Source organism: Candidatus Methylacidiphilales bacterium (genome assembly GCA_030054035.1).
Classification (GTDB): domain Bacteria; phylum Pseudomonadota; class Gammaproteobacteria; order JASGCS01; family JASGCS01; genus JASGCS01.
The window spans coordinates 110763-131704 of sequence record JASGCS010000003.1; the positions used below are offsets into that span (position 1 = coordinate 110763).

The 20942-nt window shown below is 35.2% G+C and carries 20 protein-coding genes; 11 read left to right on the forward strand and 9 right to left on the reverse strand.

Features of this window, described 5'->3' with window-relative positions:
- Positions 1–72 precede the first annotated feature (72 nt).
- From QM538_03645 to QM538_03655, 3 genes are all read left to right on the forward strand, one after another.
- Positions 73–936 carry a hypothetical protein gene (locus tag QM538_03645; protein ID MDI9347575.1) on the forward strand — a complete coding sequence of 288 codons (864 nt, stop codon included), beginning with the start codon at positions 73–75 and terminating at the stop codon, positions 934–936.
- Positions 937–1030: 94 nt separating this feature from the next.
- Positions 1031–1918: a DUF488 domain-containing protein gene (locus QM538_03650; protein ID MDI9347576.1), complete on the forward strand. Its 888-nt coding sequence runs from the start codon at positions 1031–1033 to the stop codon at positions 1916–1918.
- A 7-nt stretch (positions 1919–1925) separates the two neighbouring features.
- Entirely contained in the window at positions 1926–2771 is an 846-nt protein-coding gene (locus tag QM538_03655) for a hypothetical protein (GenBank protein MDI9347577.1), read from the forward strand.
- 42 nt (positions 2772–2813) lie between these two features.
- On the opposite strand, the gene QM538_03660 is transcribed toward QM538_03655, so the two are convergent.
- The 8 genes from QM538_03660 to QM538_03695 all read right to left on the reverse strand — a co-directional run bounded on the left by QM538_03660 (position 2814) and on the right by QM538_03695 (position 10936).
- On the reverse strand, positions 2814–5678 hold the full coding sequence (locus QM538_03660) for a DUF3427 domain-containing protein (protein MDI9347578.1): 2865 nt from the start codon (positions 5676–5678) through the stop codon (positions 2814–2816).
- Positions 5679–5706: 28 nt separating this feature from the next.
- Entirely contained in the window at positions 5707–7143 is a 1437-nt protein-coding gene (locus QM538_03665) for a pentapeptide repeat-containing protein (protein MDI9347579.1), read from the reverse strand.
- Between the two features lie 53 nt (positions 7144–7196).
- Positions 7197–7463: a hypothetical protein gene (locus tag QM538_03670; GenBank protein MDI9347580.1), complete on the reverse strand. Its 267-nt coding sequence runs from the start codon at positions 7461–7463 to the stop codon at positions 7197–7199.
- A 70-nt stretch (positions 7464–7533) separates the two neighbouring features.
- Entirely contained in the window at positions 7534–8199 is a 666-nt protein-coding gene (locus tag QM538_03675) for a hypothetical protein (protein ID MDI9347581.1), read from the reverse strand.
- Between the two features lie 9 nt (positions 8200–8208).
- Positions 8209–8421 carry a hypothetical protein gene (locus QM538_03680; GenBank protein MDI9347582.1) on the reverse strand — a complete coding sequence of 71 codons (213 nt, stop codon included), beginning with the start codon at positions 8419–8421 and terminating at the stop codon, positions 8209–8211.
- Between the two features lie 53 nt (positions 8422–8474).
- Entirely contained in the window at positions 8475–9695 is a 1221-nt protein-coding gene (locus QM538_03685; protein MDI9347583.1) for a type II toxin-antitoxin system HipA family toxin, read from the reverse strand.
- A gap of 13 nt (positions 9696–9708) precedes the next feature.
- Complete coding sequence (locus QM538_03690; protein ID MDI9347584.1) at positions 9709–9999, reverse strand: hypothetical protein; 291 nt, start codon at positions 9997–9999, stop codon at positions 9709–9711.
- Positions 10000–10177: 178 nt separating this feature from the next.
- Positions 10178–10936, reverse strand: coding sequence for a hypothetical protein (locus QM538_03695; GenBank protein ID MDI9347585.1), 759 nt, complete (start codon positions 10934–10936; stop codon positions 10178–10180).
- Positions 10937–11034: 98 nt separating this feature from the next.
- Between QM538_03695 and QM538_03700 the strand changes: the two genes are divergently transcribed.
- Genes QM538_03700 through QM538_03735 form a run of 8 tightly spaced genes read left to right on the forward strand, consistent with a single transcriptional unit; the run spans position 11035 to position 20451 of the window.
- Entirely contained in the window at positions 11035–13305 is a 2271-nt protein-coding gene (locus QM538_03700) for a nitric-oxide reductase large subunit (protein MDI9347586.1), read from the forward strand.
- A gap of 2 nt (positions 13306–13307) precedes the next feature.
- On the forward strand, positions 13308–14714 hold the full coding sequence (nirK, locus tag QM538_03705) for a copper-containing nitrite reductase (protein MDI9347587.1): 1407 nt from the start codon (positions 13308–13310) through the stop codon (positions 14712–14714).
- A 4-nt stretch (positions 14715–14718) separates the two neighbouring features.
- The gene (locus QM538_03710; GenBank protein MDI9347588.1) at positions 14719–15519 is read left to right on the forward strand and encodes a formylglycine-generating enzyme family protein; all 801 of its coding nucleotides are present in this window, start codon (positions 14719–14721) and stop codon (positions 15517–15519) included.
- The gene (locus tag QM538_03715) at positions 15516–16070 is read left to right on the forward strand and encodes an SCO family protein (GenBank protein MDI9347589.1); all 555 of its coding nucleotides are present in this window, start codon (positions 15516–15518) and stop codon (positions 16068–16070) included. Before QM538_03710 ends, QM538_03715 begins: the two co-directional genes overlap by 4 nt.
- Positions 16071–16108: 38 nt before the next feature.
- Entirely contained in the window at positions 16109–16459 is a 351-nt protein-coding gene (locus QM538_03720) for a hypothetical protein (protein MDI9347590.1), read from the forward strand.
- Positions 16456–16878 carry an NINE protein gene (locus QM538_03725; GenBank protein ID MDI9347591.1) on the forward strand — a complete coding sequence of 141 codons (423 nt, stop codon included), beginning with the start codon at positions 16456–16458 and terminating at the stop codon, positions 16876–16878. Before QM538_03720 ends, QM538_03725 begins: the two co-directional genes overlap by 4 nt.
- Before the next feature lie 19 nt (positions 16879–16897).
- A complete protein-coding gene (locus QM538_03730) occupies positions 16898–18022 on the forward strand; it encodes an extracellular solute-binding protein (protein MDI9347592.1) in 1125 nt (374 codons plus the stop codon).
- A 38-nt stretch (positions 18023–18060) separates the two neighbouring features.
- Positions 18061–20451: a penicillin acylase family protein gene (locus QM538_03735; GenBank protein MDI9347593.1), complete on the forward strand. Its 2391-nt coding sequence runs from the start codon at positions 18061–18063 to the stop codon at positions 20449–20451.
- A gap of 24 nt (positions 20452–20475) precedes the next feature.
- Here the strand turns inward: QM538_03735 and QM538_03740 are convergent, their stop codons facing one another.
- On the reverse strand, positions 20476–20931 hold the full coding sequence (locus tag QM538_03740; protein MDI9347594.1) for a GNAT family N-acetyltransferase: 456 nt from the start codon (positions 20929–20931) through the stop codon (positions 20476–20478).
- Between the last annotated feature and the right edge of the window lie 11 nt (positions 20932–20942).

Consider the following 20942-nt stretch of genomic DNA (forward strand, 5'->3'; position numbering starts at 1 on the left):
CAAATAAAATGTTAATAACATAGTGTGGTATATTAATAGTTAATATAACTATTAATACAAAGGAGTTAAGCTATGGCATTAGAAGATTTTAATGATATCAAGTGTAGGATAAACAATTGTTTAGATTATTTAGATTCTGATTTTATTGATTTAATATCTGATCCTAGAATCAATAAATACTCATTCAGACAAAGAATGTATGAGCTCCTAGTTTGTGAATATTTAATTGAAAAAAAATGTATTAATAAAAGGCCAGACGGAATTCCGCTTAATGAAGGTCCTGATTTTCATTTTGACAATACCTACATTGAATGCGTACTTCCTACTCAAGGGGAAAGTAATAGCCCAGATTACCTTACAACATTTGATGATAAAGAGCCTGACGATGATGGTTGTTGGGGCACATTATTTGTAGATGAAAGAGCTGCAAAATTAAGAATTACTAATGCAATTGATGCCAAGTTAAAACAATATCAGAACTGGAAAAACAAACCATGGTTTAAACCTGAAAATCAGTTTGTATTATTTATGAATGTTTTTGATATTGAAAGTGGTTACCTTGATACAGATCACATCCCATATCTAATTTCAATATTGTATGGAGCTATTCTTGGCTATAACATGAGTACTAAAGAATATTATATTGATAAAAAAGTTATTATTAATAAGAGAAAAGGTAGTAAAGTGGAGTTGGGGATATTTAATAAAAAAGATACACACTTAGATAACCCTAATCCTATAGCTGTAATATGCTGTTCGGCAATCAATACTTCATTTCCATCTCAAGGACTTAGTTCAAATAATATAATTAACTTATATAAATATGAAAATATACAAATAGATCAGAAACTAATTCGCAATAATAAATTGTTGTCTGATATTACATTTCATCCTGCATATGTGCGTTACTTCGCAGAATATGTAAATAAAATATAGATTATTTAACATCGTAGGTCTGGATTAGCATTTGGACTGTGGGTTTAAATAGCTATTTTATTGGATATAATATACCTGTATAACCCACACTGTAATGTATTATAGAAGAAAAATTATATTAGCTTTAATGCAAGTGTTTGGTGGTCGCTTAGAGAAGATATCTCTACAAAAACTACTCTTACTTTTTACTAAACGACAACTAAAACCAGCGTATGAGTTTGTACCTTTTAAGTTTGGCGCTTATTCATTTTCACTGGTGGCAGACAATAAAGCTATGATTGGTCATGGTTTAATAACTGAAGTCGACGATAAATATTATCAAAAAATTGACAATAAAGATTACACTCTTGAACTAATAACTGATGACCTAACTATATTAAAAAATATAGCCGCAGAATTAAAAAATAGTGCTGACTCTAAGGATTTGATGAGATTAACTTATACGAAATATCCTTACTATGCTATTAATAGTGTCTGCGCACTTGATTTGTTATCTCCTTCAAAATACGAACAAGTTTTACGAAATAAACCTTGTAATGACCAAACTACGCTTTACACTATCGGGTATGAAGGTATCTCTATAGAGAATTATTTTAATCGCCTAATTAAAAATGATATAAAAGTCTTAGTTGATGTTAGAAGAAATGCCATTAGTATGAAGTTTGGCTTTTCAAGAAAACAGCTAGCATTGCAGTGCGAAAAATTAAAGATTATTTATATCCATATTCCAGAAGTAGGTATTGCATCATCGGGGCGGCAATCATTGCACACGCAGGATGACTATGATGATCTATTTAATTTCTATAAAAGTAATACCCTGGCTCATACCATAGAGCAACAAAGAGAAATTATTAAATTATTATCTAACCACTCTAGAATCGCACTAACTTGCTTTGAGGCGAATATTAATCAGTGTCATAGAAAGCATTTATCAGAGGCGATAGTACAAATCAATGGCGGTCTGAGATTACAACATATCTAGCTATTTCATGGCTATAACTAAAGTTTTAATTACAGTAAAAACATACCCAGTGTTGTCTGACGCTTATACGGAACTAGTCTGCACAGCAGGTTTTCGAGAAGATGGTTCTTGGATTAGGATATACCCAGTACCATTTAGAAAACTAAATCAATATGAACAGTATCATAAATATGAATGGATTGAGGTTGACTTAATAAAAAATAAAAAAGATTTCAGGCCTGAAAGTTACAGCCCAGTAACATTAGATAGTGATAATAATGTGCTTATTAATAAAATAGGTAAGATTGATACAAGCAATGGTTGGCAGCTAAGAAAAAACATAGTCTTAAAAAAAAGTTATCATGACAATATGGAAGAATTGATCAGTCAAGCGAAGGGGAAAACATGCACCTCGCTAGCAGTTATTAAACCAACAGAAATAATAGATTTTGTTATAGAGAAAACAGAGCGAGAATGGAATCCAGATAAATTAAGAATGTTGGAATCAAAACTCGATTTATTAGCAAAAGAAAATATTCCTTTTAAAATTGTCAAGAAATTACCGTATAAGTTTTCTTATAAATTTACAAGTAAGGATGGTAAAACCAGAACATTAATGATTGAAGATTGGGAGCTGGGGTCACTGTACTGGAATTGTCTAAAGAGACATGGTAACAATGAGCAAAAAGCTTGCGATGGTGTTAGGAAGAAATATTACGATGAGTTTATAAAGAAAAAAGATATATATTTATTTCTAGGTACAACTCTTGCAAATCACAAGAGGAGTCCTGATCCTTTTATCATAATCGGTGTTTTTTACCCTCCTATATCTAAAACAATATCTAATCCTCAGCTTCAATTAAATAATCTTTGAGAAGTTGTACTGAATCCGATTAGCGAAACTGCTCGCAAATATTTAATTATTAACAAGATAATCATACAGCTCACTATCAATCTTCTTGTCTAATTGAAAAGATATTTTAACCACTGGGTTGCGTTCAATAATCTCTTCTTGGTAAGTATTAGGAATAGTTTTTAAATCTCCAAGGTAATAAAAGAACTTTTCTTCCTGAGTTTTTTTGACAAACAGTGGCACACGAATACCTGACTCATGCTGGTTTAATAGTAGTGTAACATCTGGGCTTTCTTTGGTCCTGTTATTTTTTGAATACCACTGTAATTCTGAAGCTGAATTGAACTTATCTTTATATTTTGTTGTCGCAGAAATGGTATCGCTTTTATGGTAATTAATAAAGAGTGGGCATTTCTTTTTATCTGGGTGAATGCTGTATCCACCAATATTTAACCCTACCTGTTCTTTTTCCCAATATAAAATTCGTAAGACATCTTTTCTGGTATAGTTGCCATAACGAATAAATCCATTACAGTACTCATGGTGGATTACTTTATTCTGAAAACTAATTATTGAAGAACGAGTTGAGTCTAGGAGATAATTCTTGAAAGTTTCATTGGTTAGCGCGGCCTTAAGCGTACTTCCACATTCAATTTGGGGTTTGTGAGGGTGAGTACTGATGATTTCATAATTATGGATTTCTCCAATCGGTATATTTTTACCTTTTGATTTATTTGTCGCATATTGTAAATTAAGATTATGCACACATCCTCTAAACTCTGCCTCAGAAATAGAAAATTGGTATTTATCTTTTAGAATATTATTCAATTCAGCTAGGGTAGTTCCACCTTTGGTAATAAGAAGCAATAGGATTTCACTTTCTTCTACTTTCTTTCCATCGTTGATTTCAATTGAAAGATGCCCTAACAGACTGTTTAATTTCTTGGGCAATGATACTTGATACTCTTTGTCTGCCTCTTTAACAAATGTCAGATACGAGCTTTTGCAGTAGGAAATAAATTGATAGGGATCGCGCTCACCGTTATGGTGAAAATCTTCCATCATTGGCGACCTATGTAGTTTGTATTTTAGATCTAAGTAATTATTTTTTAGGATTGTCTTAGTTTGAAGATTGGCTGAATTAATAGAATCCAGAATCTTTCCTTTTGCAATTTTATCAAACTGTACAAAGCAAGAACCGGGTAGCAGGGTGTGAGGTTTTAAGACAATCCGCCTCAATCGCTCTTTATCATTTGAATTTCCAAATAATGCCAGGGGAATCATATAATTATTTTTGTAATTTCCTATAAAGTCAAGCACCGTTAAATATTCTTTATTGGCTGTTTTTCGTAGCCCCCTACCTAATTGCTGAATAAAGATGATCGGTGATTGTGTTTCACGAAGCAAAATAATTAGATTTACTTTTGGAATATCAATCCCTTCGTTAAAAATATCTACAGTAAAAATTAATTCAATTCTATGTGCATCATCATCCGATTCAATTCTTTTAATAGCTTCTTCTCTCTCACTTTCACTGCTAGTCCCCATTATTGCAATAGATCTCATACCTTTTTGATTGCATATTTCGGCGAGGGCATTCGCTTCTTCTACCCTACTACAAAATACTAGCCCTCTGATAATTCCAGAATCACTACCATATTTACGAATATTATCCAGAATTACTTTGACACGCTCTTTACAAATTAATTGACTTAGTTTCGTATTTTCTCCAACAGATACGCCGTCAATTTGTAAATCACTAATACCAAAATAATTAAATGGTGTGAGCAATTCTGATTCAAGTGCTTGATCAAGTCGCATCTCAAATGCAATCGTATTATTAAATAATTCATATAAATCTTTTCCATCGGTTCTATCTGGAGTGGCAGTCATGCCAAGTAAAAACTTAGGCTTAAAATAAGACAATAGTTTTTCATAGGTATTTGCTTTAGCATGGTGAGATTCATCAATAATAATATATTCAAAATGTTTTGAATCAAATCGTTCTAAATGGCTTGAGATTGATAGGGTTTGCACAGTGCTAAATATATAATCAGCATCAAACTCCTGTTTATCGCCAGAGTAAATTCCAAACCGTTTCGTAGTATGACCAAGCACTTGTTTAAATATCTCCATAGCTCGCTCTGCAATTGTTCTACGATGCACCACAAACAATAATTTCTTTGGAGCTGATTGTAAAACATCTAATGCAGCAATTACAGTTTTACCTGTTCCAGTAGCTGATATGAGCAAAGCTCTTCTCTCATTATTACTTCTTACCTTTGCAATCTCCTCTAAAGCTCTAACTTGGATTGGAAATGGATGGTACTTAACTGGAGTAATCTCATAAACGCTTTCCTTATTATTGCGTTCTTTATTGCGTTTTTCATTTTCGCAATATTCGGCAATGACAGCATCACTAAGATCATCTGCGTCTTTATACATTACTTTGAAATAATCCTTAAAAGCATTAATGATTGGATCTTGATTAAATTTGTCAAGCCTAATATTGAGCTCATCATTTCTAGCTAACCCATCTATAGTAATATTCGCACTTCCAATTAATAATGAATACTGTGAATCCTTTTTAAATAGATACCCTTTCCCATGGTATTTACTCCTGTCAGGTATCAGCCTTGATTTAATATTTTTAAATCTCTTTAATCCCTTAAGCGCATGGGATTGGGTAAAGTATTGATATGCTGACACAAGCAAATACGCAGTACCACAATTCCTATTATCAAATTCCTCAAGGGCATCTATTAATCTCCCTAATCCCCCTTGCGTTAAAAAAGCAACTGCAATCATAAACTCATCACAGTGCCGAATCTGATCATTAAGATAAGCACCTACATTAGATGATGCAGTAAAGTGCTTGTTAAGAACGAGGATGGGTTCTTGATTTATGGCTAACTTAAATTCATTCATGTATGCAATAACATCACTTTATCAGAGCCTAACCTTTAATCCTAAACTCATTACGAATACCAAGGCCTATTAGAAAGATTAATAACAAAGAAAGTAATTTTAAAATGATTATAATAAAAGGAATACCTAACAGCCATAGCGGTCCATCAATCGCGTCTAGATTTATTCCATAACCAGTGTTAAATAATAATGGGTTAATAACTTTAATACTAAACGTAGTCGCTGTATTATAATCAATGATATCTTTGTAATCAGCATAGTCAGTAACTACAGGCAATAATAAATCATTGTAGATAAGTGTATATCCAAACCTTATTGTAATAATTCCAAGCCCAATAAAACAAATAATTGGACGCACTATGGATCTCCCATAATCAGCCAACCATTTAAACATACTTAAACCAAATTTCTTTATGTGTGGATTTGATACCTCTAAATCAGGCTTCTCATTTTTCTTGAGTGATAATCTAGTTGCTTCAAGTTCTTCACCAAATAAGTAAATCTCACTCCTATAATCATTTCCTGCTATTGCCAGCTCTTTCAAGGCTTTGTACTTATAGCTAATTTCGAGATAGGTATTTTCTACTTTTGATGATTCTTCTGTCTTTTTATTTTCTATTTTAAGTAATTCAGCTGTGGAAATAATTTTTGTCTTATCAAATCTAAAATTGCTATTTTTATAACTAATAAATCTAAAATCAGGAACCCTATGAAACACAGTTCCATCAAATATGCAAGAATAATCAAAACTACAATTATTAAAAGAAAAATAGGAATTTCCAAAAATTAAATCCCCATTGTTATTATTTATAGGCGATTTAGCAACAGGCGTCTTATTAACACTATTAAACATTACCCTCTTCTTAAAATCAGAATTATCAAATTTCACAACATCCATAAAGGTAGAATTTGAAAAATCAGTTTCGCCATTAAATGTAACCCTTTTAAAAAAAGCCCTTCCCTCAAATGTCGCCTTTGAAAAATCAGCCCATTCCTTAAATGTCGCCTTTGAAAATAAAGCCTCACCTTCAAATGTCGCCCCAGTAAAATTAGCACCTTTTTCGAATTTTGCGTATGAAAAAGGTGCCTTGCCCTTAAATGTCGCCCCAGTAAAATCAGCGCTTGTCTCAAATATCGTTTTTACACAATTAGCTTCTAATATACAGCCTGAAAAATTTAAGATACCATTGTTCTTTAAAAAATTAAAATATTTTTCATATTCTTTAGGGATGAATATACCATATCCTTCTTTAATCCAGTTTTCTAAATTATGATAAATATCTTCAATTTCAGAGTATCGAAAAAAAATTTTCTTTTGAGCTAAATATACACTAAATGGAGTTATAACTCCATCTTTAATTGCAGGTAATAAATAAGGGTACTTGTTTATATTTAGTGTTGTATCATTGATAATATCACTAAGTTTTATCTTGGTTTCTAATGCTTTATCTGGATGCGAGTCCATGGTGACATTATAATTGAATAAAAATATAGTTTATTTATTGAAACTATCTGAAATTAATGTATTAAAAATGCTGATTGCATCTCATCACATTCTTTACGGTCAATGTTGAATTGTTGCGTTGCGATAGTCTTCCACTGGGAGATTGAGTGTTTAATTTCATCAATTATTTTGTTTGCTTTTATTATGTCTAGTCTAAAGTCTTTCGCAGTTTTTAGTGCAGATGATAAGTCACTGGCTGGGTACTCTGGACTTGGTTTTGTGGTTAGCGTCCTGTCTTTTACACTGAGTGGGGTAAGGTCATTAGAATTAGAAATATCCAACTAGGATAGATTTTATAATAGAAAAGAATGAATTATTTTCAAATTCATCACCACTTCTCTATGCCGCAGGTTATAGCTCCAACTCAAAAAGCTTGCGCTGATCAACGATTTGTATATTAGGTAAATTAACTGGGGGTTTAATTTTATTGGCTACCGATTGATTTTCTTTTATACTAGTTGTTTTCGATTCTAAGATTGTGCCATCCTTACCTTCATAAATCATATCTAATCCAAATTCTGGTTTAGAAGTATTATAGATTACCGTAAGAGTTTTCATTGGGACATCTTTACTTTTAGGAATGAGGGTAAATTGTATTGTGCCATCCTTTTCACTTTTTGAAACATCACTAAAGTTTTCATTGATAAATTGAGCATTAGGATTCTCTTTTAAATCAATAGGTCCAAATTGTGAAAATATTAATTCATCAAATTGCTTTTTAGTGAAAATTATTAAGACATTTTTATCTATATTGTGAACATAGACATCCCCTTTGTATAAATACACAGCATCGTTATCAGCTATACCAGAATAATTGTTAATATCTTGAAAATATATGGTTTGCTTTTTAATCTCCTTAACATTATTAATTGTTGTTGTTTCCTCTGATGTTACTATTAGATTTTTTACACTTGCCTCTTTGATAAGAAGCTTTACCAACTCCTCTGTTGGCGAGGCTATGCTATTGCTAAGGGTAATTATACTTAAGAGTAAGGCTAGGGAAATGTTTTTTATCATATTTAGATTCTAACATATATATGGACTAATATAAATGAAGTTTTTTTCAGAATATCCAAAATAATGTTTCATTTGTTTTACATATTCACTAAAAGGTTTTATAGTTCCATCTTTAATTGCAGGTAATAAATAAGGGTATTTATTTATATTTAGTGTTGTGTCATTGATAATATCACTAAGTTTTATCTTGGTTTCTAATGCTTTATCTGGAGGCGAGTCCATGGTGACATTATAATTGAATAAAAATATAGTTTATTTATTGAAACTATCTGAAATTAATGTATTAAAAATGCTGATTGCATCTCATCACATTCTTTACGGTCAATGTTGAATTGTTGCGTTGCGATAGTCTTCCACTGGGAGATTGAGTGTTTAATTTCATCAATTATTTTGTTTGCTTTTATTATGTCTAGTCTAAAGTCTTTCGCAGTTTTTAGTGCAGATGATAAGTCACTGGCTGGGTACTCTGGACTTGGTTTTGTGGTTAGCGTCCTGTCTTTTACACTGAGTGGGGTGGGGTTTAGATCATAGGCAGGTGCTAGTCTCCAGCTATGCTTGCCAAATAAAAATCCATGATTGCGAAGGTGATCGTCGGTATTTGCTATGAGAATATTGAATACCATTCTGCGCCAGAGTTGTTGGATGTCTTCTGTTGGTGATTCACCGTATTGTACGATAGCTTCCATAATTTCAGTATAGTAATGTGTTTCTTGTGGTAGAGCTTGTAGCATGCTCTGTGCTGAGAGAAAGGGTATCCGTTTAGATTTAACTCGATCAAATCTTGTAAGCAGTAATATTGGTTTGTCATCTATATACTTTAATTCAAATTCAGGTACGGTAATACCTGCTTGTTTTGCTAGTTGTGTTGCAACCGCTTCCCATGCAATTACAGAGTAACTATCATCTGTTTTGTGAAATTTTGCTATTGCTAATTGTTGATCTGATTTAAATATTGTAGCTTTTGGTCTAGCCCCTCCAAGCGATGTTCCAGGGGCGAATAATAACCGCAACTGCTCATTGGTGGCTTTTTTATTTTGATACGAGGTGCTACTATCCATCAGCTCTCCTAATTTGATTATTGGAGGTATTGATTTGTCAGTGTCTTCTGCTAAAAATATTTCAGGGGATTGTGGGTATGAAAATCGTAGCGCACCTAATCGACTGTAGTCATTTACTCCGAGCAGATAATCAATCTCTCTAAATGCATAAGGTTTTTTACCAGCTTCTTTTGATTTTTCATTTGCTATATATTGCATCAATTCTCTACCCCAACGGTCAGGTGATGAATCATTGAACGCACCAAACAAACCTTTGGTATGTTGCTTTCCTTGATCTAACCGTAAGCTAGGTTCTAGTGCGAATCTCAACGGATTGTTCAACCAACTTGCGTCATACTGAAAAGTAGTGGCGTCATTTTTATTTGAGTGCCATAAACTACCTACATGATGATTATGATCATCTAGATTAATCGTTGTGATAATTTCTTGATTTACCATAATTAATTTCTAATTACTTCAGCCTGATACGCTTAGGTAGCTGCTCCTCTTCTAGCATTGCTCCAAGGGTGTCGTTAGAATAGCTTGCGACTTGGAACAATTTATCATCTAGTCCAAGAACAAATAATACCAATGCATATCCGCCCATAGAGACGGTTGAGCTTCCTTTCTCTATTTTTGCAATAGTGATTTTAGATAGATTGGTTCTTTCGGCCATTAAATAAACTGGTATTCTGCGTCTTTTTCTGGCGTTAGCAATATCCTGCCCAAGTCTTTTGAAAAGTGCTTTAATCTTAATTGGCATGTAATTATCATTTTTCATGTCATTCTCCATTAGTTGTTTTATAAATATAAGATATATTATAAATTGCTATATATTGTATAAAGTATATTATAGTATATGATAGAATACATACAAATATGTAAATTGCCTGCAAGTAGTGCAATCTACAAGTGATTTCTAATGAGGGTTGCTACGCTATTTAATTCAAGCTTATGTAATACATGATCGCTAGTATGCTCAAAACACAAGCGCCTAGTATGAGATTTCTTCGTTTGATGTCAATTTCTATTTTCTCTGGTGTGCCAGTTAAGAGCAATTCTGAAAAAGTCATGAAGAGGTAGTAGGAAGTAATAGGTGCAATCAGCAACATGTTGAAGAATTGTGCAGTGGCTTTAGCGTATAGGGTTGATTGGGATAGCAAATCAATAATTATCCAATCGCTGAATAGGGTAATAAATGCGTAGGATGAGAATGCAAAAAGTATTAGCAGGATGATGCGAAGTAATACTTCAAGTGGGTACTGGGCTATTAACGACCAACTGTGTAATAGTGCCTGCATACCGTGGTAGTTCTTGCATAGTAATGAGTATTTACTTACCGAAAGAACTAATGCTAGATATATTCCAGGCAGAATTAATATCAGCATTCCACCTAGTACTGCTAGTGCGCCAAATACAAATAGTAAATAATACGAGACAATGATGGGTAAAGTTTTTACTATGGCTTGAGCGCTGCTGGTTTTCTTTTCAGTGTCAATTACTATTAGTTCTATTGCGACCAGACAGAACAGCTCAACATGAAACCCTGTTATAAAACTAACTATCTCTTGGTCAGCAAAGACTGAGTCCAAAAATAACTTTCCAGCAGAGCACAATAATGCGATAGGAATAATATCAGTGAAACGAGTTCTGTATTGAGTAATTGCAGATGAAAGTATTAAAAATTTGTCTTGTAGCATACAATACGATACACCATATAAGATTTTAAAGTGTAGACTTAAGTATGAGCGAGTAGTTATACTCGCAGTGATAAGATGTACCACCTTTCGGAGAAATTATGGAAAATTACCATTCAACATTTAGTGTAAAAAGACTGTGGATCATTTTGGCAGCGAGCGTAACAGTGATGTTTGGGGTGCTGTTATATTATGGAGGTCAAATATATCAAACAGTCCCACCAATTCCTAAAGAAGTTGTTACTAGTACTAATGAAGTCGTATTTACTGAAGCTGATATTTTAACTGGACAAACGATTTGGCAATCAATTGGTGGCATGCACCAAGGTTCAATCTGGGGGCATGGTAGCTATTTAGCGCCAGACTGGAGCGCTGATTGGTTGCATCGTGAAGCAGTTGAGCTTGATAAATACTACACGCAAGTTGGTGTAGGTGGTGGATCGCTGACTCAAGAACAGCAAGCTGTTATTATCGCTGAAAAGATTAAACAAGAGCTTAAATTAAATACCTATAATTCTAATACTCAAACTATTACCATCTCTGCCGAAAGAGCAAAGGCGATAGCATTGGTGACTCAACATTACTTAAATTTATTTCAAGGAATTGGTGAAAGCGCATTGGCGCTTAGAGAACAGTATGCCTTTCCTAAACAAACTGTGCTCTCTGAGGCTGAGTCTAAAAATTTAGCGGCGTTTTTCTTTTGGACGGCATGGAGTTCTACAACACTTAGACCAGATGATACGGTTAGTTACACTAATAATTTTCCTCATGAGCCTCTGGTTGGGAATACCCCAAGTGCAAGTGTGTTGATGTGGTCTATTTTTTCTATATTTTTATTGATAGCAGGAATAGGATTTTTGGTTTGGTATTACGCTAAACAATTTGATATGTGGAGAGGTGATATTGAGCCTGAAGCGGGATTTGCTAAGTCTGATATTATGGAGTCGGTATTATTAACGCCATCAATGCGAGCGACGCTGAAGTACTTTGTGGTGGTGGCTTTGTTAATGATTGTCCAGGTTATTTTGGGTATCATTACCGCACATTACCAAGTGGAGGGGCATGGATTATATGGCATCCCTTTATCAGATTATTTGCCGTACTCACTTTCTCGTTCTTGGCATACCCAATTAGCGGTGCTGTGGATTGCTACCGCTTGGCTAGCATCTGGATTATTTTTTGCTCCATTATTGTCAGGCTATGAGCCAAAGTATCAGGTGCTCGGCGTTAACTTCCTCTTCATCTCTCTTTTGATAATAGTGGTTGGGGCTTTTGCTGGTCAGTGGTTATCGGTTTTTAGATTGTTAGGTGGAGATTCACAAAAAATATTTTATTTTGGTACTCAGGGTTATGAGTATGTTGATATGGGAAGATTTTGGCAAATCTATTTATTTATCGGGTTACTACTCTGGGTATTTTTAGTATTGCGAGCGTTGGCACCTGCGTTAAAACAAAAAGAAAATAACTCATTGCTGATATTAGTTATATTATCAACTGTCTCAATCGGATTGTTATATGGAGCAGGACTAATGTATAACGAACATACCAATATTGGTATAGTTGAGTACTGGAGATGGTGGGTGGTGCATCTTTGGGTTGAGGGCGTTTTTGAAGTATTCGCCACTGCAATAGTTGCAGTAGTCTTTGTAAAAATGGGCATCTTGCGCATTAGAGTGGCCACAACTTCTGTAATGATTTCTGCAATTATATTCTTAAGTGGAGGAGTGCTAGGCACCTTTCATCATTTATATTGGTCTGGAACTCCTATTTCTGTTTTGGCACTCGGTGCAGTCTTCTCAGCATTAGAAGTAGTACCACTTACTGTCATGGGGTTTGAAGCATATCAGCATGTCTATATGGAGAAAAAAGTTAGTTGGCATGATAACTACAAATGGCCGTTTAGATTTTTTGCAGGGGTATTATTTTGGAATATGATTGGCGCTGGTGCATTCGGATTTTTGATAAATCCACCAATTTCGTTGTATTATATGCAGGGGTTGAACACTACTGCTAACCATGGACATGCCGCTCTATTTGGAGTGTATGGTATGCTAGGTATTGGTCTTATGTTGTTTTGTCTTAGAGGATTAACAGATATTAGTAAGTGGAGTGAAAAATTAATATCTTTTTCATTCTGGAGTTTGCAAATTGGTATGATTCTTATGACTTTTTTCTCCTTGCTACCACAAGGATTCTATCAAGCGTATCATAGTTTTCAAAATTCATATTATTATGCTAGGTCTGCTGAGTTTATGCATAATCCAATTATGCAGTTTTTTGTTTGGGCCAGAGTGCCAGGGGATATTATTTTTGCACTCGGGATAGTGTCGTTAGTAATTTTTGTACTTACATTAATAAAACATAGGAGATAGGAATGAATAAAATATTTACTGTAGTAATAAGCACTGTTATGGTGTTGTTTCAAACAAGTGCTTATTACTACAGTAAATATTTTATTCATTCCTATCTCCTATGTTTTATTAATGTAAGTACAAAAATTACTAACGACACTATCCCGAGTGCAAAAATAATAGTTAAGTTAGAAGTTAAAGAAATTGAAAAGGAAATTGCTCCAGGGGTTAAGTATACCTTTTGGACTTACGGTGATTATGTTCCTGGGAAATTTATTCGTGTAAGAGTAGGAGATGAGGTTGAATTTCATCTTTCTAATCACCCCACGAGTAAGGTACCTCATAATATAGATTTACATGCTGTTACAGGTACTGGAGGTGGAGCCGCTTCTTCGTTTACTGCTCCCGGCCACACTTCTGTATTTAATTTTAAAGTCATTAACCCTGGTTTATATATTTATCATTGTGCAACCGCTCCAGTAGGAATGCATGTTGCAAATGGCATGTATGGATTAATTTATGTAGAAACAGAAGAAGGTCTTCCACCAGTAGATAAAGAATTTTATGTAGTGCAGGGTGATTTTTATACCGTGGGTAAAAATGGACAGCAAGGTTACCAACCTTTCAGTATGGAAAAAGCGATAAACGAAACTCCAGACTATGTTGTGTTTAACGGATCTACTACTTCATTAGTGGGACCTAATGCGCTCAAAGTCAATGTCGGTGAAACCGTTCGAATCTTTTTTGGAGTTGGCGGACCAAATTTAACTTCATCGTTCCATCCAATTGGTGAAATATTCGATAAAGTGTACCCAGAGGGAGCGACAAATGTCTTTTATGAAAATGTTCAAACTACCAGCGTCCCACCTGGCGGTTCGTCGATTGTTGAGTTTAAATCTGATGTGCCCGGAGTAAGTATTCTCGTAGACCACGCACTTACTAGAGCGTTTAATAAAGGAGCATTAGGCCAAATTAAATTTGTTGGACCAGAAAATAAAACAATCTATTCTGGCAAAGTTGCTGACGAGGTGTATCTCCCTGAAGGAATAGATGTTCGGGTACCTGTTGAAGATAAATTTGTTGTTGCCACTGCCCCGAAAACTAAAGCTGATAGAATTGCAAAGGGTAAGCAGCTCTATATAACCAACTGTGCCGCTTGCCATCAAACCAATGGTGCGGGTATTGAAAATGTATTTCCTCCACTGGCTAAGTCTGATTATCTTAATAAAGATAAAGCCAATGCAATCAGAGCCGTGATCAAAGGATTAACTGGTCCTATCGTAGTAAATGGAAAAAAATACAACTCAGCAATGCCAGCATTAAATCTAAACAATGATGAAGTAAGCAATATCCTCACTTTTGTTTATAACTCTTGGGGCAATTCTAATAAAGAAGTCACTCCAGAAGAGGTTGAAGCACAAAGAAAATAATGGTATGAAGATTGCTACCTTTGTCGTGCTAACTATAGTGTCTGCTGGATCTTTTTCCGAAACTATAGATAGCACGACGATGGTGCAAATACCAGAGGGAATGTATAAACCTTTTTTTAGCTCGCCTCCTGCCTCAGTAAAAAATACCTCAAAGGTTGCGATCAGTCAAAGCACAACTTTTCCAACTACCAGATCTGTTACCATAAAATCGTTTTGGATGGATAAATATCCTGTGACGAGAAAACAGTTTATGAAGTTTACTGAAACTTCACCTGAATGGAAAAAAGACAAAGTATCTAAATTATTTAGTGACCAACAGTATTTATCAACTAATGAAATTGATCAGGCACCTATTACTAATGTTTCGTGGTTTGCCGCACAGTCGTATTGTGAATCAGCGGGTAAAACCTTGCCCACCACAGATCAATATGAATATGTTTATACTAATAATAATTTAGATCAAACAAATATTAAAAGCATAGAAATTAATTGGTTGAGCAAGCCTGCAACCAAAGCATTGCGGAAAGTTGGAGAAGGCAACCCAAATAGTTTTGGTATATTTGATCTTTATGATTTAATCTTTGAATGGACCTATGATTTTAATGCGATTATTGTCAATGGCGGAGATAGTAGAGATATATCCGATACAGACGGGCAGTTGTTTTGTGGATCAGGCAGTTTAAATTCTTTGGACGCCACGAACTACCCTGCGTTTTTGAGATTCTCACTCCGATCTAGTTTAGATGCAAAATTTTCCACCAGCCAATTAGGTTTTCGGTGCGTCATTAATCAGAAATCATTATGAAGAGAGTTATTTTCAGCGTATTAATGATATTGTTTGTGTTGCCGGTGCAGGCGCAATCAGAACCAGCTTCGTTATTTAGCTTGCCAGGAACTTGGCAAGATTCATTTAGCAAGGAATTTACCTATAAAGATTTTGCCAAACATAGAATTTCCATTGTGGCCATGGTATTTACCCATTGCCAAGCTGCTTGTCCGATAATTATATCCCAGCTTAAAAAATTAGCTAAGGCTTTGCCCGATGACGCAGAGCAGCGTGGTATTGTCTTTAAAATGTTTTCATTTGATTATGAGCGAGATAATCCGACCAGCAATTCAGCATACTTGAAAGAGCACAAGCTAAATAGTTCATTGTGGAATATGTATTCTTCGGACGAGGTAACCGTGCGCAAATTAGCTTTAGTGTTGGGTGTTAAGTACAAGCGAGATGAGTTCGGAGATTTCGAACATTCAAATTTAGTAACTATCATTAATGCAAAAGGTGAAATAATAATCCAATTAAATGCGGTTACTATAGATATTCAAAAAGCACTTGCAGCGATCAACCTAAAATAAAACAATAAAATAAAACACTAGTGTACAATGTCTACACTATGGAACGCAGTCCATTTGAACATTCAGTCTCAGGAATATCTAAACAAGTTGGAAGTTTCTTTCGTAAACATGACGCCTATTTAAATATTGCACTGTTACTTTGTTTTGTGCCAATTCCGTTAGCGGGTCTACTCGCATTTATCATTGGTGTGGTTGGAGCGCTGTATCAAGCTCAAAATTTGTTCCCGACTAATGAACGACTATACATTTCCGTAATACTATTTTTAGCCATTGTCAATACGATATTGTTCACCTATCTCTACTATTCTTATATACTTTCACTGGTAACTTTTTTTAAGTCATTGCTGATGTTCCTAGTACCTGACTCTGTGCAAGGAATCTACACATGAGTGAACTCGCAATTAAAAAATATTGCACCAATTGTGGTGAATTGATAAGCGCACTAGATAAATTCTGCTCTCATTGTGGTGTTGCAGTGGTGGGTGGAGGTGGCGAAGGAGGCGGAAATGGAGAGATATCTACTTCTGTAACTTCAGGCGCGCATCAGATTAATGTCCATGTCAATGTTAACAGCACTGCAAAAGATGTTGAAGAAGAGGATTTAAAAAGTAAAGTAGTAGCAGGTGTGTTGGCTTTATTTTTAGGTGGATTGGGAATACATAAATTTTATTGTGGAAGAATCGGTACCGGCATCGTTTATTTGATATTTTTCTGGACTTTCATTCCGGCTATTGTGGGATTTATTGAGGGTATAATATATCTTGTACAAAGGAACGATAAGATTTTTACTAAAAAATACTGTTATTAATAAATTAAGGAGAATTATTATGCTACAAAATTTACACAAAAGTGGATTATTGATCGTATGCGTCGTCCTAGCATTGTCACTTACCTCGTGCAAAAATAAAGAAGAATCTACCGCACCAAAATCACTTAATTTTTATAACTGGTCAGAGTATATAGACCCTGCCGTGATTACTGAATTTGAAGCTGAATCAGGAATTAAAGTGCAGTATGACCTATTTGATAGCCAAGAAGTTGTAGAATCAAAAATGCTTGCTGGTGATAGTGGATATGATCTTGTTGTGATAGGTTCTAATTTTATGGAAAGATTTATCAGCAATAAACTTGCCTATAAGCTTGATAAATCTCTTCTACCAAACCTTGTGAACGCCGACCCGAACTTCTTAAAAGTATTAGCCTCATTTGATGCTAATAACGAACATGCGATTAATTATCTATGGGGAATGACCGCGATTTCTTACAACGAGGAGCTCGTGAAGAAAAATTTACCAAATGCAAATTTAAGTTCATGGAGTCTTCTCTTTGACCCAACATCAGCTAAAGCATTATCAAAATGTGGTATTGCGATCACTGATAATCCTGCTGAGGTCGTTGCCAACGCACTTATTTATTTGAAAAAAGATCCACTTTCGGGAAGCATTGAAGATCTTGGGGAGGCTAAAAAACTTCTTCTGGCTATTCGCCCATATGTCAAATACATTGATACGACAAAAGTGATAAATGACTTTGCCAATAAAGAGATTTGTATCGGTATTACTTACAATGGCGATGCAAATATTGCACAAACAAGAGCCGATGAAGCAAAACTACCCATCAAGATTAAATTCTTTGTGCCGAAGGAAGGTGCAGTTAGATTCTTTGATACCTTGATGATTCCCAGTGACGCTAAAAATATTGCTGAAGCACATACGTTTATTAACTTTATTTTGAAACCTGAAATTATGGCAAAAATTACAAATTTCACTCAATATGCTAACAGTAATATTCAATCGTCGCAGTTTGTAGACAAGGCAGTCCTAGAAAACACAAGTATTTACCCTCCCAAGGATTTGGAAAGCAAACTTATCTCCGTTCGTTCATATTCATTAGAATATGAACGCGCATTAACCGATGTGTGGAATAGTTTTAGAACTGCGCAAGCAAAATAGGGCAATCAGCTACATGACAATCTCTAAAGGAGATTAATGTGAGATTTAACTATTTAGCATTATTATTTATCTTGCAAATAGGCTGTGTTCCCGCCTTTGCGTTATCGTTAAAACAAGGCGAAGTCAAAATAATTCGCGATGCCTATGGGGTTCCAGCGATATTTGCTAACTCAGTACGAGAAGTCTATTATGGGTATGGATACGCTGTAGCTCAAGATAGATTATTTCAAATGGAAATGATCCGAAGAAGCACCCAAGGGCAAGTTGCTGAAGTATTAGGAGTAGAATATCTGGCTTTTGATAAATATGCGCGAAACTTATTCTGGAAAAAAAGCATACTAGCTCAAATAGACGCACTCAGTGTTGAGGAAAAAGCCATCCTTGATTCATATGCCGATGGCATGAATGCGTATATTGACAGCATCTCTTCAGAGCCACAATTAATTCCCCATGAATTCAAAAAACTTGGCATGGCCTTGACCAAGTGGAATAGGTTTGATGTGGTGATGGTTTTTGTTGGAACAATGGCTGGGAGATATTCTGATTTTACCACCGAGCTTGAAAACCTAAAATTACTTGGAAGCTTACGAAAAAAATACGGCGATAACACTGCACAAAATATTTTTAACCAACTTAAGTGGATTGTCGATCCACTCGCACCTACTACCATACCTAGACGATACGGTAGTTTTGAAGGAAGAGTAACAAATAAAGCACTTTTGCCACCTGACCAATCATGGTTAAAAGTAGATCCAGTGGTAAGTGCAAGTGAGGATATGTTGGGAATTATGAAACCTTCACCAGCATCAAATATTTGGATACTTGGCAAAAATAAATCAAAAAATGCTGAAGCGATATTAGTGAATGGGCCACAGTTTGGCTTGTTTGACCCTGGCTATGTCTATGCTGTTTCTTTACATGCCCCAGGTTTTGAAGTTTCCGGTACAACTCCTTTTGCATATCCATGTATTATCTTTGGGCATAACAATGCGATTGGGTGGGGGTCAACCGCAGGGTTTGGTGACTTGGTGGATTTATTTGTAGAAAAATTACACGATAAAAATAAAAATGAATATTTGCATCAGGGAGTTTATAAACCCATGGAAGTTACAAGGGAGACCATATTGGTTAAAAATGCCGACCCAGTAATTTTTACCGTGAGTCGATCTGTGCATGGCAATATCATTGCACTAGGTAGCGAATATGCGATTAGTAAAGCTCGCTCGTGGGAAGGGACAGAAGTGAAATCTATGTTCGCGTGGCTCTATGTCGCAAAAGCAAAAAATTATCAAGAGTGGTTACAACAAGCCTCTCAATTTACCCTTTCAATAAACTGGTATTTAATTGGTAGTTCTGGAGTAATTGGTTACAGTCATGTTGGGAGACTCCCATTAAGACACTCACAGCATGATTCACGATTTCCTATCCTCGGAACTGGGGAGTATGATTGGAAAGGCTTTTTACCCTTTACAAAAAATCCTAAGTTTTACGATCCATCTGGAAGTTTTTTAACTAATTGGAATAATAGTCCCATGCATAATTATCCGAACCCAGATATGCTTTGGTGGAATTGGTCAATCGTTGATAGAGTTAATGAGATTAACATTCGTTTTCCCCGAAGTGGAAGTATGAGCGCTAGTGAGGCTTGGGATATCATTCCTAAGACTAGTGAAGCAGATCTCAATGCTAGATATTTTGTCCCTCTGTTTCTTGCCGCAATGAAGAAAGCAAAGCTTTCCCTAACGCAACTTGAGTTGCTAGAGCAAATTAAACAATGGAGCAGAAATGAACAAATCTATAAAGATGGCAAGTACTCGGATTTCCTTAAACTCTGGATTAGCGAAGTTGCACAGCGTACGTTTACCCCAGTGCTTGACAAACCTTACGTAACTTCGTTTCTAGATATTGGAGATATTGACCATGGCTCCAATAACAATTCTATTAATAATACTGTTGGGGTTAAAGCGTTATACTATGCGTTATTGGGTAAAAACTCTTCAATACCATATATATTTGATTGGTACACAGGTACCAGTAGCGTGCAAGTTATTCAGGATTCTTTTTTTGCCTTATTTACCCCTGAAGATAAAAGTAAAGTCGTCGGTGGGAATACTACTAAAATGTTCTCGTATTCTCATAAAAACTTTTTAGATATCCCTCAGTCATTATCTAACCTTACCCATTTCACTACATCACAGATGAACCGCGGCACGCAAAACAACATGATTGTTTTTGCTAAAAAAAAGGTAAGTCAGTGTAATGTGACGCCACCAGGTCAAAATGGTACTATGTTACAAGAAGGTCAATATCAAAAGCATGGTGTAGATCAGTTGACCCTGTACAATACCTATCAATGCAAGCAACAATATTTCTATGAGTCGGATATCGTATCTCATAGCAGCTCTCAGTTAAGCATAATCGTTAAATAATTTTATTTTTGCTATACAAGCAGTCTAATCAAGTAGCTTTGTGAAAGTAGCAAATTCTAAATCTTTCACATAGCCCAGTGAGTGATAGAGCGCTTGAGCATTGACATTGGTATGTGCGGTGGTCAGGGTGATTTGTGCCATGCCATTGGCCCGTGCAACCTCTTCAGCGAATTGCATCATAGCTTTAGCTACCCCAGATCGTCTATAGTCTTTTTCAACATAGAGATCGTAAAGTACATAAATCGGACGAGTGAGCAAAGAACAAAAAGTAGGGTAGAGCTGAATAAAACCAAGGCTAGTTAATGGGGTGCTGGCGATAAGTATCACTGATTCCTTTTTATTCATTCTCATTGCTAAGTATGTTTGAGCTTCTGAGGGCGAGATTGGTTTTTGATAAAACAATCTATAATTGCAAAACATGGGGATGATTTTAGTGAGGTCTTTTTCCGATGCTACGGTAACATCAAAAGCATGATTCATAGTATGTGCTG

Coding starts and splice junctions, on each gene's coding strand:
- QM538_03725 (MDI9347591.1), top strand. CDS start 16,456: ATGAGTGAACTCGCAATTAAAAAATATTGCACCAATTGTGGTGAATTG.
- QM538_03680 (MDI9347582.1), bottom strand. CDS start 8,421: ATGGACTCGCCTCCAGATAAAGCATTAGAAACCAAGATAAAACTTAGT.
- nirK (MDI9347587.1), top strand. CDS start 13,308: ATGAATAAAATATTTACTGTAGTAATAAGCACTGTTATGGTGTTGTTT.
- QM538_03665 (MDI9347579.1), bottom strand. CDS start 7,143: ATGGACTCGCATCCAGATAAAGCATTAGAAACCAAGATAAAACTTAGT.
- QM538_03730 (MDI9347592.1), top strand. CDS start 16,898: ATGCTACAAAATTTACACAAAAGTGGATTATTGATCGTATGCGTCGTC.
- QM538_03685 (MDI9347583.1), bottom strand. CDS start 9,695: ATGGTAAATCAAGAAATTATCACAACGATTAATCTAGATGATCATAAT.
- QM538_03675 (MDI9347581.1), bottom strand. CDS start 8,199: ATGATAAAAAACATTTCCCTAGCCTTACTCTTAAGTATAATTACCCTT.
- QM538_03645 (MDI9347575.1), top strand. CDS start 73: ATGGCATTAGAAGATTTTAATGATATCAAGTGTAGGATAAACAATTGT.
- QM538_03710 (MDI9347588.1), top strand. CDS start 14,719: ATGAAGATTGCTACCTTTGTCGTGCTAACTATAGTGTCTGCTGGATCT.
- QM538_03740 (MDI9347594.1), bottom strand. CDS start 20,931: ATGAATCATGCTTTTGATGTTACCGTAGCATCGGAAAAAGACCTCACT.
- QM538_03660 (MDI9347578.1), bottom strand. CDS start 5,678: ATGAATGAATTTAAGTTAGCCATAAATCAAGAACCCATCCTCGTTCTT.
- QM538_03720 (MDI9347590.1), top strand. CDS start 16,109: ATGGAACGCAGTCCATTTGAACATTCAGTCTCAGGAATATCTAAACAA.
- QM538_03695 (MDI9347585.1), bottom strand. CDS start 10,936: ATGCTACAAGACAAATTTTTAATACTTTCATCTGCAATTACTCAATAC.
- QM538_03650 (MDI9347576.1), top strand. CDS start 1,031: ATGTATTATAGAAGAAAAATTATATTAGCTTTAATGCAAGTGTTTGGT.
- QM538_03700 (MDI9347586.1), top strand. CDS start 11,035: ATGGAAAATTACCATTCAACATTTAGTGTAAAAAGACTGTGGATCATT.
- QM538_03690 (MDI9347584.1), bottom strand. CDS start 9,999: ATGCCAATTAAGATTAAAGCACTTTTCAAAAGACTTGGGCAGGATATT.
- QM538_03655 (MDI9347577.1), top strand. CDS start 1,926: ATGGCTATAACTAAAGTTTTAATTACAGTAAAAACATACCCAGTGTTG.
- QM538_03715 (MDI9347589.1), top strand. CDS start 15,516: ATGAAGAGAGTTATTTTCAGCGTATTAATGATATTGTTTGTGTTGCCG.